This window comes from Mycobacterium colombiense (assembly GCF_003284935.1).
Taxonomy (GTDB): Bacteria; Actinomycetota; Actinomycetes; order Mycobacteriales; family Mycobacteriaceae; genus Mycobacterium; species Mycobacterium arosiense_A.
In genome coordinates this window covers 61,521-76,834 of the sequence record NZ_QMEV01000020.1, presented here as the reverse complement: position 1 = coordinate 76,834, position 15,314 = coordinate 61,521, and the positions used below count along the sequence as shown (strand labels likewise).

Annotated in this window: 7 protein-coding genes; 4 read left to right on the top strand and 3 right to left on the bottom strand. The window is 59.3% G+C overall.

What is annotated here, in order from left to right:
- The first annotated feature begins 110 nt into the window (after positions 1-110).
- Together DQP57_RS12135 and DQP57_RS12130 are read left to right on the top strand one after the other, a co-directional pair.
- The gene (locus tag DQP57_RS12135) at positions 111-2,192 is read left to right on the top strand and encodes a RecQ family ATP-dependent DNA helicase (protein ID WP_112633215.1); all 2,082 of its coding nucleotides are present in this window, start codon (positions 111-113) and stop codon (positions 2,190-2,192) included.
- A gap of 245 nt (positions 2,193-2,437) precedes the next feature.
- Positions 2,438-3,556 carry a DNA-processing protein DprA gene (locus tag DQP57_RS12130; protein ID WP_205869102.1) on the top strand — a complete coding sequence of 373 codons (1,119 nt, stop codon included), beginning with the start codon at positions 2,438-2,440 and terminating at the stop codon, positions 3,554-3,556.
- A gap of 50 nt (positions 3,557-3,606) precedes the next feature.
- On the opposite strand, the gene DQP57_RS12125 is transcribed toward DQP57_RS12130, so the two are convergent.
- Positions 3,607-8,394, bottom strand: coding sequence for a DEAD/DEAH box helicase (locus tag DQP57_RS12125; RefSeq protein ID WP_112633214.1), 4,788 nt, complete (start codon positions 8,392-8,394; stop codon positions 3,607-3,609).
- 296 nt (positions 8,395-8,690) lie between these two features.
- Here DQP57_RS12125 and DQP57_RS12120 point away from each other — a divergent pair, with 296 nt between their 5' ends.
- Together DQP57_RS12120 and DQP57_RS12115 are read left to right on the top strand one after the other, a co-directional pair.
- Positions 8,691-11,189 carry a hypothetical protein gene (locus DQP57_RS12120; protein ID WP_205869101.1) on the top strand — a complete coding sequence of 833 codons (2,499 nt, stop codon included), beginning with the start codon at positions 8,691-8,693 and terminating at the stop codon, positions 11,187-11,189.
- A gap of 31 nt (positions 11,190-11,220) precedes the next feature.
- Entirely contained in the window at positions 11,221-12,606 is a 1,386-nt protein-coding gene (locus tag DQP57_RS12115; RefSeq protein WP_240631746.1) for a hypothetical protein, read from the top strand.
- A 156-nt stretch (positions 12,607-12,762) separates the two neighbouring features.
- Here the strand turns inward: DQP57_RS12115 and DQP57_RS12110 are convergent, their stop codons facing one another.
- Together DQP57_RS12110 and DQP57_RS26610 are read right to left on the bottom strand one after the other, a co-directional pair.
- On the bottom strand, positions 12,763-13,779 hold the full coding sequence (locus tag DQP57_RS12110; RefSeq protein ID WP_112633206.1) for an ImmA/IrrE family metallo-endopeptidase: 1,017 nt from the start codon (positions 13,777-13,779) through the stop codon (positions 12,763-12,765).
- The gene (locus DQP57_RS26610) at positions 13,754-14,659 is read right to left on the bottom strand and encodes a hypothetical protein (protein WP_133259237.1); all 906 of its coding nucleotides are present in this window, start codon (positions 14,657-14,659) and stop codon (positions 13,754-13,756) included. The genes DQP57_RS12110 and DQP57_RS26610 overlap by 26 nt, the downstream gene beginning before the upstream one ends.
- Positions 14,660-15,314 lie beyond the last annotated feature (655 nt).

Here is a 15,314-nt window from a genome sequence, read left to right as displayed (position 1 = left end):
CCATGGTGACATCCTTCCAGCCTGCCCACGCCGGGCAAGCCATCTCAGTTGTCACCTACTCGTGCAGCAGACCCTCTCCTACGATCACCACCAGGCTGTGAGGGGGAGTGATGAAGTTCAACGAGGCGCGAGCGCTGCAACTGCTGCGTGCCGGCTCGGGGATACCGTCCGCACAGTTTCGCGACGGCCAGGATGAGGCCATCAGGCACGTCGTTGAAGGCCGGGGTCGCCTCCTAGTTGTGCAGAGGACCGGCTGGGGAAAGAGCTTCGTCTACTTCATCGCAACCAAACTGCTGCGTGAGGCGGGGTACGGACCTGTTCTGTTGGTGTCTCCGCTGTTGTCGCTCATGCGCAACCAGATCGAGGCGGCCCGGCGCATGGGATTGGTGGCTGAAGCCCTTCATTCTGAGGTTTCTGACAGCGATCGACAGCAGATTGAGGCGGCGTTTGTGGCGAACGAGATCGATATCCTCCTCGTGACTCCGGAGCGGTTCTCGAAGCCTGAGTTCACGGCTAATGTGTTAGCTCCGGTTGCAGGAACGATTTCGCTATTGGTCGTTGACGAGGCGCATTGCATATCGGACTGGGGTCACGACTTCCGTCCGCAATACCGATTGATTGGACGGATCATCAGCGTCCTTCCTCCGAATCTTCGAGTGTTGGCCACGACTGCGACCGCCAATGATCGTGTCATGGCGGATCTCGAAGTTGTGCTAGGTCCAAACCTCCACGTCATTCGTGGCGAACTAAGCCGCAACTCTCTAACTCTTCAGTCGATAGTCCTGCCCACTCAGGCGGCCCGGTTAGCGTGGCTCGCCGACCAACTGCAAGCAGTCAAGGGCAGCGGCATCGTGTACACCCTGACAGTTCGCGACGCTTATATGGTGGCCGAGTGGCTTCAGAGCCGAGGCATCGCTGTGGCGGCATATACGGGCAAGTCCGGACCTGAACGCGAGAGCCTCGAGCAGGCGCTTCTCAGCAACGAGATCAAGGCACTTGTGGCAACGACAGCGCTTGGCATGGGCTTTGACAAGCCCGACCTTGCCTTCGTAATCCACTTCCAAACGCCGGGGTCTGTCGTCGCCTATTACCAGCAGGTCGGTCGTGCTGGCCGTGCGATCGCCTCGGCGTACGGCGTTCTCTTGAGCGGAACAGAGGACGCTGATATTACGGACTGGTTCATCGGAAGCGCATTTCCCAGCCGGGATGAGGTCGAAGAGATCCTTGACTGCCTTGAACGCAGTCCAGATGGATTGTCGACGGCGGAGCTAACGACTCTCGTGAACATCCGCAAGGGCAGGATCGAGAAAGCGATCGAGTTGTTGAAACTCGAGTCTCCACCGCCGATCGCAACAGTCGGAGGCAAGTGGCAGTTGACAGCGTCGACGCTCAGCGAAGAGTTCTGGGATCGCGCTGACCGGCTGACCGAGCTGAGACGGCAAGAGCAACGTCAGATGCAGGAGTACGTGAACTTGCCGTTCGGGGAGCACATGCGATTCCTCATTGACGCCCTCGACGGCGATGCCGAGGCCGTACCTCCTCCCGGAATGCCGCCGCTATCGACTGACGTCGACCCTGACATTGTTCAGGAAGCGGTGTCGTTCTTGAGGCGCACACATGTGCCTATCGAGGCCCGCAAGAGGTGGCCAGCTGGAGGGCTGCCCACGTATGGCCTACGAGGCAACATCCCGGCAAATCGCCAGGCGGACGGTGGCCTCGCGCTATGCCTATGGGGTGACGCCGGGTGGGGGGCTCTTGTACGCATGGGCAAGTACCAGGACGGGCGCTTTGCCGACGAGTTGGTCGAGGCGTGCGTCACAATGGTTCATGAGTGGTCTCCGCAGCCGCAACCGGCGTGGGTGACTGCCATGCCATCAATCAACCACCCGGACCTGGTCCCGGATTTTGCGAGACGTCTGGCCGCCGCGCTAGGCCTTCCGTTTCGCCTAGTCCTCTCAAAAACAGCCGCGAGACTCCCTCAGAAGGACATGAACAATAGTGCGCAACAAGCGCGGAACGTCGATGGGTCGCTGGGCATCGACGATGCCATTGTTCTACCCGGTCCAGTGCTGCTAGTCGACGATATGGTCGACTCGCGGTGGACGATGACAGTCGCAGCATGGAAATTACTGAATGCGGGAAGCGGGCCGGTGCATCTCTTGGCGCTTGCTAAATCGGGCGGCGACGAATGACAGACCCGTTGTCTCCGAACACCGAGGCAATCCTATTGCTCACCGCTCCGCTTATTGCTGGGAAGGGTGAGGCATCACCTGACTTGCTGTCGCCGGGTCTTTACAACCGGCTGGCACGTCACCTACAAGGATTGAAACTTGAGCCCGCTGATCTGACTGGTCAAGACGGTCCTAAAATTGTACGCAGCTGCGCGCAAGTCGTTGAGGTGGCTCGTCTCGAGCGACTCCTGGGACGCGGATTCCTAATGGCGCAGGCAGTCGAACGGTGGCATGCGAGGGCCATATGGGTCGTCAGCCGCGCCGACCACAAGTACCCGCGGCGGCTGAAGTCGCGCCTGAAAGCCGATGCGCCCGCGGTCCTGTACGGGTGCGGAGACATCTCATCGTTAGATGCAGGCGGGCTTGCGGTTGTGGGATCGCGCCACGTCGATGACGCGCTCATTCAGTACACACAAGCCGTTGGTGCGCTCGCGGCGCACTCACACTGCGCGATCGTGTCAGGTGGGGCGAAGGGCATAGATCAGGCAGCCATGCGTGGCGCTCTGGATGCCGGCGGCAGAGCAACCGGTGTCCTCGCCGACGGACTCGAAAAGGCCGTGGTGAATCGTTACAACCGCGACATGCTGTTGGCGGGCCAGCTGATTTTGACTTCACCATACGACCCTGCGTCCGGATTCAATGTTGGAAATGCCATGCGCCGCAACAAATTTGTCTACGCATTGTCCGACGCATCGCTGGTCGTCAGTTCGGATCTGAACAAGGGGGGGACATGGGCGGGTGCGGTGGAGCAACTCGACAAGCTGAAGCTGGTCACCGTCTTTGTTAGGTCGACAGGCCCTCAGTCTGCTGGGCTGGATGCGCTCGCCGACAAAGGTGCGCACCCATGGCCCAACCCGCAGAACACCGATGAGCTTGAGTCCGTGCTTCGCAAGACCCCCACATCTGTTGAACGGACACAACCAGGGTTGCCTTTCTCTACGGCTGATGCAGACCCGAGTTTGGCCAGTAGCGAGGAAGCTGAGGAGATCCCGATCGCACTCGACGCCACATCTTCGGCTCGGGGTGATACCACGGCTGTATCGGTGGAGTCTGGTTCACCGCCTGAAAGTAGTCGACGCCAAACAAAATGTGACGACAATCGCACTGCCCGGTTGGCGGATCAGCTGCTCGAGACTGTGCGTGATGTCGTTCGCACCCTCCTCCAAAGTCCTATGAGTGTGGAAGACGTTGCGGCGGCGTTAGATGTCTCCAACTCCCAAGTCGATGTTTGGTTGCGACGGCTGCTCGCCGAAGGTGTTATTGAGCTGTGTTCTGGCGGCGAAGGATTCGTTGCGAAATGTATAGAGGAGACGCCTTCGCTGTGACGAAGCGCAACCGCGGATTCGTTTCTGCTCAGGGCCTCATGAGTCCTGAGTCACAACAGACTCCGCACAGGTTTTGGTGTTTCTTGGTTACTCCGGGTCGCCAGGGCGGGTAGAGCGTCAACAATTTGCATCGTTTCTAGGCTGACTGTCACGATCCTCGCCAGAAGGTCAAGGATGTAGCGGGGCTCGCCCACCTCGCGACTCCATTCGTTAGGGTCGTTCGCAATCTTTGACGCGTTGTCGACATCCACTTTGTAGCGCTCAATGATCCATTCAACTGCTGACCTCGCGCCCAACATGTAGCGATATGCTCCCGCCGGGACACCCATGAGGGTGACGTTTGCGTTGTACCTGATGGTTCCGCGGTCAGCTACGAGCTTCTTGGTCTCGGGATCACGGATTTTCGCGAAGGCCATCTTGGTGACCGCGAAATATTGGTACGGGTCACCGACGGGCTGACCGTCTAAACCCTCTAATGGATACGGGTCAACTGTTTCATAACCGAGGTGCAGTTCAAGAAGTGCGCTTCCTGCTTCGATAAAAGGAATAGGGTTGTCTACGAGCGGAATCCGCGGTTGCGATCGCTTTAAATCTGCGGCATAGGTGGTGCGGTATTCCTGCGAATGAAGGAGGCCATAGATGTAACTAAATAAATCATCTTTGGTCAAATCGTGACCAGTGGCATCCCTAAACTTTCGGAGAGAGTCATCTGTGATGTTATCAATTCTTAGCAAGCCGTCGATTGCTTTGGACGTATCGGCAACATCGAGGGTGTCATCTGCCTGTAGATAGGACCACCTCGGAAGGAACTGTCCTCCTTCGGATCCCCAGAGATTGAGGTCCGGAATTGAATCGACAGCTAACGCGCTAAATGGCTTTGAAGCACCTTGCCCCGTAATGTATATACCCACATTACTATTCTGCAGTGACGGAAAAAAATCCCTTGCGATCCGCGGCCGATGCGACCAGGTCAGGTCGGAATATAGGTGGGTCCGTTGAAACGGACGGTAAATGGCCTGGCGGGCGGGCGCTTTGACGAAAGAGATGTGTTGTCTGCGAGTCAGGGCGGCTTCCAGTGAGGATGACCACTTTATCCGAGACGCGTCGTTTATTCTATTGCCTGCCAGCGCTTTCTGGTATGTCTCGTTGGCGATTTTCATTGATGACTCGATAGTTGACAGGCTGAAATTGTAAACCCACGCGTCTCGACTAGTGCCGAGTCCATTCGAGATGGATGCGAAAATTCCAGTTTCGCCGTCTTGTGTGCTTATCGGAACAAAATTCTCGAATCCTTCGGTGAGGTGACTAAGCCAGCCGCCCTTCGAATCACTGAGCAGCAACGAGGAATCGAAACCTGCTATCGATCGCGCTGCAGAGAGTTTATTAAGTTTGGCCTCGCGAGAAAGAAAATCACCAATGTCAACGTAGTGAATGCTTGCTGGCGTAGATCGGTTTGGATTCTTGACCAAGAGTGTGATAGCGACGGAGGCCTGACTCCCTGTCCCGAAAACCTTCCCACCTTCTTTGCGCCAGTCTGCAGATTTTTGATTGCCGCGAAGGTTGACGATGTAGATTGACGAAAATTCATCGACGAGGGATAGGCGCATGCCATCTGCGGTATTGGACTCTAGGAATCCACCATTTGTAACATAGGCAACGATCCCTCTTTCTTTAATCCGAAGGCTAGCCCATTTTATTGCGCGGATGTAACTGTCGTAAAGCGAGTTCTTATTCTTTGCCGTCGAGCGTGCGGCGTAAGTATCACGTATGGAACTATCTAGACCTGGATACGACGTGTTGGCATTCGCATCGTTAGCGGACGACTGCTTGGCAGAGTAGGGCGGGTTGCCAACGATGACGGTTATGGGGAGTGACTTGAGGTGTTCGAGACGTTCGTTGTTCTCCGGGAAGACGTCTAGGTCGGGTGTGTCGTCGTCTTCCCAGGATTGGAAGGTGTCTGTGAGGATGAGCCCGGGGAAGGACTCGTAGGTTGTGTCGGATTGTCCGTCGCGTTGGAGCCCGAGGAATGACGTTTCGATGTTGACAGCGGCAATGTAGTAGGCCAACAGCAGGATTTCGTTGGCGTGCAGTTCTTCTGTGTATTTACGGGCGAGGTCTTGTGGTGTGATGAGGCCGCTTTGGAGGAGTCTCACGATGAAGGTGCCCGTGCCGGTGAAGCCGTCGAGGATATGAACGCCTTCGTCGGTGAGGCCTTGGCCGAACTGGTCGCGCAGGATCTCGTCGGCGGAGTGCAGGATGAAGTCGACGATCTCGATCGGGGTGTAGACGATTCCGAGTTTGTCGACCGTCTTTTTGAATGCCGTCGAGAAGAATGTGTCGTAGAGCCGGACGATGAGTTTTTGGCGGCCTTCAGCATCGGTGACGTCGGCGACTTTGCGGCGCACCGAGTCGTAGAACTTCTGCAGCGACTCGTTTTCGGCGTCGAGGTCGTGTTGATCGAGCACGGCGAGCATGCGCTCCATCGTTTGGGCCACCGGATTGTTGTCCAAGAACTCATCGCCGGCAAACAGCGCGTTGAACACCGGCCGAGTGATGAGGTGTTGGGCGAGCATGTCGATAGCGTCGGATTCGGTTAAGCCGTCGTTGAGGTTACCTCGCAGACCTTGAAGGAACGTGTCGAATTCCTCGCGAACCCCGGTGGCGGGATCCTTGAGAAGGGCTGTGATGCGGGTGATTTGACGTTGGGCGATGTCGGCGACGTCCTTGGCCCAGTCGGTCCAGTACTCGCGTGAACCGACCTTCTGCACGACCTTGGCATAGATGGCGTCGCGCCAAGCGTCGAGGTCACGGAAGATGAGGTCGAGTGCACCTTGTTCTCCGCCATCGGTGTAGTCCTTGACACCGATGACGTTGACCTTGGTGTCGCGGGCCTTGGACAGCGCGATCCGGTTGACGAGTGCGTCGAAGCGTTCATCGTGCGCTCTAAGGGCCTGCAACACTTCCCACACCGCGGCGTAGCGTTTGTTGTCCTTGAGCGCTTCTTCCGGTGTCATGCCGGCGGGGATGCCGATCGGCAGGATAATGTAGCCGAACTGCTTGCCGCTGGCGTCGTCCTTGCGCATCACGCGGCCCACGGACTGGACGATGTCGACGACAGACTTGCGGGGCGAGAGGAACATGACCGCATCGAGTGCAGGCACGTCGACACCTTCGGATAGGCACCGGGCGTTAGTGAGGATGCGGCAGGACCCTTCGGACGGTTCGTCTTTGAGCCAGTCGAGTTTTGTGTTGCGTTCCAATGCATTCATCGTGCCGTCGACGTGCTGCACGCTGCACCTCAATGGTGAGGAGCCATCGGAGTTCTCCTGGTCGGTGGCGCCAACGTAGTGATCGGTGACGGACTGGAAGAGCTCCTCAATTTTCTTGGAGTCCTTGATGTTTCCCGCGAAGGCGATCGCGCGGCGCATGGGTCGTGAATCGGGTTCAAAGGAGTGTTCGACCTTGCCGCGCTTGGCCAGTCCGTTCCAGCACCCAACGATCTTCGCGGCATCATCGAGATGCAGCTCGTTGCCGTCATTCGACAGCAACTGCTGAAAGGTCCGTGCCACCGACTCCTCGTCGACAGTGAGGACGAGCACCTTGTAGTCGGTGAGCAGGTTGAGTTCGACCGCCTCACCGAAGCCGAGGCGGTGGAATTCAGGACCGTACAGTTCTTCGTTGTCCATCGACGCCAGGATCGCATTGGCCTCGCCGGCCTTCGTCTTGGACGAATCGTCGTAGATCCGCGGGGTGGCGGTCATGTAGATCCGTTTGGCCGCAGGAAGATACGTATTCTTATGTACCCGCACGAACGCCGACTCATCCTCGCCGGCGAGCGTCGTTCCCGTGGTTCGGTGCGCCTCATCGGCTACGATCAGATCGAACTGTTGGCGACCCTTCTGTGCCTGAGCCACGATGTCGATGGACTGGTAGGTCGCGAACACGACGGTCATTGCCCTCTCGTCAGCCTCCGCGTCGGCGAACCGATCCTGAAGAACCTTGACGTTGGTCGTGGCGGGCAACGCAAGGTCTGTCACCGAGATGTCTTCGAAGGCATCGTTGCCGGTCTTGCGGGCAGTCGACTTGGGATCCGAACAGACCGCGAGCGGCCGCAGCGGAAGGTCGGCATTAGACACCCACTCGCGCACTGTCTGAGACAACAAGCTGATGCTCGGCACGAGGAACAGAACCTTCCCGCCCGCACCGACGGTCTCCTCAGCCAACTTGAGGCTGGTGAACGTCTTACCCGTCCCGCACGCCATGATCAACTTGCCGCGATCATGGTCGGCGAAGCCATTCTTGACTTTGTCGATGGCGACGCGCTGATACGGGTGTGGCACCTTCTTATCCGCGAGCCGAAGCTCTTCGGGTTTGTCGAGCGAGAACCATCCCCAATCGACGCGGGAGTTCTCGAGATCTGACAGGCCGACCCGACGCACTGGGACGGCCTGGCCCCGGATTGCGTCCTCGGCATTGGTGCCCCACTTCTCCGTGGTCGAGAAAATGATCCGCTCTTTGAATCCCTCCTTCCCTGACGCGGATAGGAACGAATCGATCATCGGCTTGGACACCACTGTTTGTGGCGCGAAGAACTTGCACTGGATCGCGACCAGATCACCTGTATTGCGATCCTTCGCGACAAGGTCAATCCCGGTGTCGTGTTTGCCCTTATTGCCGGGGTACTCCGACCACAGGTGCACATCGCAGAGCTGATCACTCCACACGGGATCGACCTGCAGGTAACCCTTCACTAGACGCTCGAACTTCGAGCCCTTGTCTGACTCCGACAAAGAGGTCCGACGCAGTTCGTCCAGAATTTCGTAGATCGAGGAGGTCATGGGCTCCATTCCTACCCCAAGACGGCGACACATTCGATGACTGAGTCGTCGAACTACGAGCCGATGTCGGTAGCTCGGCATATTCTTGGTCGTCGCAGATTTAGGGGTGGGTGTAGGTGAGTTCGTTGATCTCGGGGGGCGGTGGCAGCGCCGTAGCAGCCTCGGCGCACGCATCATGTGAGCGATTTCGTCGTACTGACTCACTTCTGACCGGCGTAACTCGTCGCGCCTTGGCGAGGCTAGCGGGCTTTCCCGACTCCGGCGGCCGTATACCCGAGGCTCGATGGGTCCGGGCGATGACCTTCGAACGTCTCGTGCATGCCGATGCGTTCGTGGCCCAGTTGCTGACGCGTGCCGTTGGCTTGCTGGGACTCGACCGCCCGAAACAGGTGCGACGGTATGACGGTGGCGACTCCGTGGCGACCACCCTCAAGGTGCTTGGCCAAGCGAACCTCAAAGCAAAATTCGAGGATGAGGCGAGCATGATCACTCGTCTTGCCATTCCGTTCTTGGATCTGGAGAACGACCCGCGCGCGACGCCGATCAGGCCTGATTTCGCCATCGTGTGTCCGCGAGAACGCGCCGGGAGGATGGTCGGTTCGTGGCTGATTATGGGCGACGCGAAGGACTACGAACGGGTGCGCTCTCGGATCGACGACGTCCGCATCCTGAAGGGCTTTCTGCAGGTCGCACTGGGGGCAGAATCCGCAGCACGGTGGTCGAAGCTTCCAAAGGGAATGGAAGTCCATCAATACGGTGCACTCGCGGTTCCCCGCAACGCTTACCTACGGCCCGAAGCAATCGTGGAGGATCTCGCTGACCACCGGGCCGAAGTGCGCGCTCGCGCTAAGGAGCGACTTGAAGCGATGCGAGAGCTCGATGGTGAGGTCGTCGACGCCGACGAACTGCTTGACTACATGAGCCATATCGAGGCGACATTTAACCCGCGGACGTGTTCGACATGCAACCTGTTTGGATATTGCCGCGACGAGCTAAGGCGCTCGGAAGAACCAGGAGCCGTCTTAGTCGAGATCGGGGTAGATCTACCTGTCCGACCTGCCGTCCTTGGCCTGGTTGACGGGAGCGGTGAGGTGGGGCAAGCGTCGGCGCGGGTCATGGCCAACGTGCACGCGACAGTGACCGGAATGCCAGAATGGACCGGCCGACGTCGCATCGATCCTGCTGGTCTTCCTGGCTCGATCAACATCGTCTTGTTGAAGTCAGACTCGGCTGCGCTCGGAGTGCACGGAATCGCGCTGCAACGAATCGATGGCACTGGCCAGGAGCCTTGGGAGCGCGAAGCGTTTCTCAGAACAAATGAGAACCAGACGCGACATCGGATCATGAACCTTGTAGGCGCAGCCGTGCGGGACGCGCTGGCCGCCGGGCATCATCCGGTCCACATAGCCGTGCCGGATCCGCCGACCGCTGATGTGCTCGTGTCCATTGCGGATTCTCTCGCCGGCATAGAACTCAGCCGACTGCGATGGACGCGCGATGAAGAGCAAGGCCGTCCTCTGCTCACTTTCGATGGCGAGCCGGCCACGATGCCGACGGCGCTAAGTGACGACGCGCGGCTCGCGGTCAGCTTTCTTTTGGAAGAGGACCGCGCACGTGCCCTTGCCCTACGCCGGCCGGTAGTCAACATTCGGGAGACGTTGGCTAACCACGTCGTCGCAGGAGGACCCGCCTTCGATTCTGGCCGCCTTGACTACCTCCTTACCTGGGCGGAGGCCACGACGCCCCTGGATCACCGAGCGGTGTCCGATGCGATCGCGGACTCGTACCACACGCCTGGCGCAAGGCTTTCGACAGCAGCCTCCGATGCGCTTCATCGTGAGGCGAGGCCCAGCGAGGGTGACGAGGCCCGTTACCGAGATCTCGTTGACGAGGCTCTCGACTATCGCATCGACGTTGTCGAGCGAACGTTGGCCCTGCTCGCCGGCGTTGAGGATTCCAAGCTTCGGCATGTGCACCGACGACTAGAGGCTGATTCCCAGGAGGTCTGGGGTCGGCGCCGAGCACTCGAGGCGTCCGATCTGGTGCGGTTTGGACTCACTTACAGGTGGTGGCGTAACGCTCAGGTGGACATCCTCGAAGCTGACGTGACGTGCGCAGAACAGGTGACCGCGCTCGGTGACGTGGGCTACGCCACCGATCGCGCGAAGGACGCGGGGGTCCGTCAGCTCGCGATGGCAGTGGTCGTTGGACTGGATCCATTGCGGCTGAACGTTAGGTCGCGCCGCCTCGGGGAAGGGAAGAAGGTCGTAGCATTGCACGTCGCGGGACGCCCTGTCGTCGAGGAGGAGTCCACGACTGTGGTCGTGAATGCCGGCGCCTTCAAACTCGGGGGACTGTCGATCGGATTTCTTGCTAAGGACGACGAGCCAGACCTGGTGTGGACCCCGGTGGTTGGGCCGACAGTGTCGGTCGGTGACGAGGTCGTCCTCGCTGACGCAGAGTGGTTCAAAGGCGTATTGAAGAACGGACATGAACTGAATGTCAGCAGGCCGTCGCAAGACTCCAACGCCGCGCCCAAGCGCGACTGCACCCCGACCTCGTATGAGACGGACCCTGCCGCCCACTTGTGGTGTTGTCGATCCCATGCTCACGCGGAGGCCGAGCGTGCCGACGATGACGCTGCACGTCGTGAGCGCGGAGAGCTGAATCCTCAAACCTGGCCGCCGATAGTTGATGACGAGCGGTTCGACATCGCTACCTCAGATGACGAGATGACGGTTGCAGATGATGCGGGTTCTGTTCCCGACGACCTAACGATGGACGACTTGGAGTGACGTCATAGCCGTTCAGTTCGAACCACCTGGTGTGCAGCTAGCGGATGCGCTGCACCATGAGCTCGCCGCGCAGGGCAACACCGATGCCGCGGCGCAGGCGCGCCACGCGCTCATGCTCCGATTGAGCGGGGCTGAGGACTACGAGAAGGTGCTGCTGCGCGCGGCGGCGGGTGCTGGAAAGTCCTACGCGCTGGTTCGAATGGTGCACGAGGCGCTATCGAGTCCAAACTGCCTGCGGGTCGCGGTCACCGCCTTCAAGAACAAGCAAGTCAACGCTCTCGCCCGTCGCCTTGGATCGGAGATGGGACGCGATGCGGTATGCCTGTTCATCTCTGACAAACATCTTCCGAATTTGGACGACGATCTCGTCGCCGCTGTCACCCTCGCGCACCGAACGAGCGAGATCCCTGCGAGCGTGAAAGTGGTGATCTCTGTCGCAGCAAAGCTCGGCGTCTTTGGCGAAAGTCGCAGGCTCGCAGATCATCTCGGTCCGGGTGCGAATGGCGAACGAACGTTCGACGTCCTCTTCGTTGACGAGGCGTGGGAGATGGCGCTCCATCTTTACGACAAGGTGCAGAAACTCGCCCCGGTGAGCTTCGGCGTCGGCGACGTCGGGCAATTGCCGCCCATAGACCCGAGCGCCAACCCATGGCGCGGCGACTCCAGGTACAACCCATACCGCGCCTGGCCGACGGCGTTCGAAGATCAACAGACGACCTTCGCCGTGGACTTGCCCGCTGTGTGGCGCCCTACCGCCGAGCAGCTACCGCTGTGGCGTGCGTTCTACTCAGACTGGGACCGGCTCGATTGCGTATGTGCTCCCGGCGACCGAACCATCGATTTGCCGGTCATGAGTGCTCGCGCGTCTGCCGTCTGGGCGGAGGTTGCAAGTGGGCGCCCGACTCTGCTGGAAGTCGAAGGTCTCGATGACCCAGAGGCTGCTGACATCGATCAGCCACTCCTGTCGGTCGTCGAGCAGCTTCTGGAAGAGCTTCTAGCGGGCGGTTTTACATGTCGTGAAAAGACGTACGACGTCGATGGACGCCCTGCCGGAGACAACGTCGTGTCATCCGCAGACGAGCAGCGCAGTGACCCGTTGGTTGTCGTGCTCGCTACTCGCAATCAGGCCGTGGACGACGCGCAAGATATGGCGGATCGACTCATCGAAAAGTTTGAACTCCCCACCGGCGCCATTCAAGCGTCGACCGTCGATTCTTGGCAGGGGCAAACGAACCGTATAACAGTTGCCATCCACCCGTTGTCCGGCGCTGACCAGTTGGACGAGTTCAATTCCGCGTTCGGCCGGTTGGCTGTGACTTGCACCCGAGCTACGCATGGATTGTTGATGGGTCGCACGCGCTGGTTTAGACGATCTCTTGGCCGATGCTCCTGCACGCCCCGGTACACCTTTCGGTGAGCCTGGCACTAGAACGCTACCTCGTCAGACACATCAGAGGATCCTGGCGGCATTCTCACGCGGGACGATGTCAATGGCCTGACGCGAGTTTCCGTCCTGCACCAACCCCCGGCGGTCTTCGCGGGGAGTCGAGCCGAACCGTAGCTCCCGGTAGGGTCAAGAGCAGTTGTCGCAGACCGTTATTCCCTTCGCGGCGGCCGCGATGGGTAGTTCGAGAAAGCAAACGTCGCATAGAGCCCGCTGTCGGGGACATGAACATGCCCGGCAGCGAACACATTTCGGCTCACGACATTTTTGGCAAAGGTCCGCCGACGTTAAGTCTTCTTCGCACTCCGGGCAAGTCATTTCGTACGTGTCGTAGTCGTGGCGCGTACGCTGGGCTTGTTCAACGATCGCGAACACGAGACCACCTTCAACAGTGACGTCAATATTCACCGCGGTGAAAGCAGATCCGGAGCGATACCGAATGCCCTCGCCGCCTGAGAACCGATACGACCCATCGGTCCGCAACGCATGTTCCGCCGCAGATGCGATCGCTGGCTGAATGGTTCCCCGGCCCGGGTTATATGGCTCGCCAGTCGTCGCACCGAACCACACGCGCCCTTCGAGATCAGTCAGGAGAACTAATCTGTTACCCGACTGGCTCAAAGCGCGAGCCAGGCACGCGGTTGCTGATGCGGCAGTTCTGCGATATAGGTCGACGCAAGCCTGAGACGTCACTCCCGACGCGAAAGCACTACTCGCGGTTTCTTCGTCTATCAGCACGTCGGCGGCGAAAGCATCGGCGATTGATTCTTCTGCGTACTTGCTAGTCTGTTCGCCGAGCGCGGGTGCGACGTCGAAGCACCACTCTTCGTCGAAGGCGAGTAGGTGGTGAGCAACCTCGTGGAGCAGGGTGAAGTTGTCGCGGCGGGAACCCAGAGGGCGCCAACGAATAGTCGGTGGCTCGGGGTCGTAAGTGGCATCGATTTGACACAACCGAACTCTCGGCCGCGGGTCCTCAATAAAGACAACATCTTCCATCGTGCGATAGCCGCACGGGCGTCTAAATGGGCCACTTCTGCGGCTTCTGGATACCGGTGCTGGAACAGCATCCTCAAGCGTGGCAATGCCCAGTCGATCGTCGCCGAGCTTTTTCCAAATGCGGTCATTGCTGTAAAGGTGGGTCTTCATTCAAGAGATCTTGAACAGCTTGGTCCACTCTGGCCTCGACAGACACATCCCGGGAGCTTATCCGCGCCGCGCGTTGTGCTGCCTCCCAGACTTCGGCACGTGAAGTTGCTTCATCCACGTGGCGTCGAGCAGCTAGCTCGGTTATCTGCGCCTTGCGCCGTGGATGATCGATTGCAGCCACCTCAATCCCGGCCAGCGGACCGATCAGGGAGCCGGGTGCAACGTCATGCCGCCGCGCGATTGCGAGAACGAGATCAGCCGGCACTACCCGCTTGCCATCGAACATTGCGCGCGCGGAGGCCGGGGCAACTGAGGTTTGTGTGGCGATTTCGCGCATTGTTATGCCCTGCTCGACGAGGGCGTCGGGAGAGAACGGGCTTCGTCCGATTCTCGGCTCGGTCCACTCGATATCGCTCAAAGCGACGACGAAATCGCACACTGTTGCAAGAGCGTCTTCGGAGGTGGCATCGTCTCGTGCCCCGACAAGTTCGACGCCGGACGGGATGTCACCTTCGCCGCGAATTGCGGCGTGGAGGCCTCGAATCACTTTGTCCGAAATGGTCATTGGACGAATTCGGTGGGAGAGGAGAGCGTTCGACACACCGGCCTCCGCTTCCGGCCAGACGTTGAAATCGGCGGCCAACCCATCGACTTGGAGACGAAAGCAGGGTGCAGATGCGGCCAGGTGAACATCGGTCACCGGCCAGATCAATATGTAACCCTGTCGAACAGCCGCAATGAGTGCGAGCCCAAGCTCTTCACCATCCCATGCGAGCATCCACAGATCACCGACGCTTGGCATCGATGTATCTGCCTTGGCAGCTTCGATGACTGCTACGTCATTCTCGGTTAACTGCGGCAACAGTCTCAAAGGCGCCACTATTGCCCCTTCCGGCCGAGCAAATCGGTCATCTCCCAGAACCTTGCGAGATCCGCTGCCTCAGCTTCGGGCAGCAGGCCAAGGTACACGAAGTGTGGCGTGCCCCAAAACTTGCGTGAGATCGGGCGTTGGAATCGGTCTTGCCAGAATCCGTCCTTGGTGAAACTCAGGGCAGCATTTGCCGGTGACGCGACTGTTCTGGCGTCCTTCTCGGGATTGGTAGTCCGCCCAAGGGTCATCGCAACCCGTTCCAGTCGCTCGACGACCGCGCATGGCCGAGAGTTGCCCCCGTGCACATCACTGTTGACGGACGTGGACGGCGACGCTCGGTACGCTTCTCCTGGTTGAGGGTCGCCATCTGGCACGAGGGCCACGCTATCGGAAGTGTGTGACAGTTCAAGCGACTACCGCTCCGCCCTCTGGTGTGCGCCGGTTGCGCAAACAATCTGCGACGCTCCGCGGGGCTAATGTTTCCCGCCGTTAGTGATTGTCCTGGGATGCCCGATCCGCGGCGTGGTAGCAATCACGGTCAACGTGTCTATCGAAGGTTCAATTGTCCGCGGATACCGAGATCAATTCCACAAACACCCGAAATCTGTCGGATCCCCCTTCCATAATGGGACGGTCGTAGCCGCCGGCCGTTGCCGCGCGTGGG

Bases quoted from the DNA above. Each gene is read 5' to 3' on its own strand.
- DQP57_RS12125 (WP_112633214.1), bottom strand. From the start codon at position 8,394: ATGACCTCCTCGATCTACGAAATTCTGGACGAACTGCGTCGGACCTCT.
- DQP57_RS12130 (WP_205869102.1), top strand. From the start codon at position 2,438: ATGGCGCAGGCAGTCGAACGGTGGCATGCGAGGGCCATATGGGTCGTC.
- DQP57_RS12120 (WP_205869101.1), top strand. From the start codon at position 8,691: ATGACCTTCGAACGTCTCGTGCATGCCGATGCGTTCGTGGCCCAGTTG.
- DQP57_RS12110 (WP_112633206.1), bottom strand. From the start codon at position 13,779: ATGAAGACCCACCTTTACAGCAATGACCGCATTTGGAAAAAGCTCGGC.
- DQP57_RS12135 (WP_112633215.1), top strand. From the start codon at position 111: ATGAAGTTCAACGAGGCGCGAGCGCTGCAACTGCTGCGTGCCGGCTCG.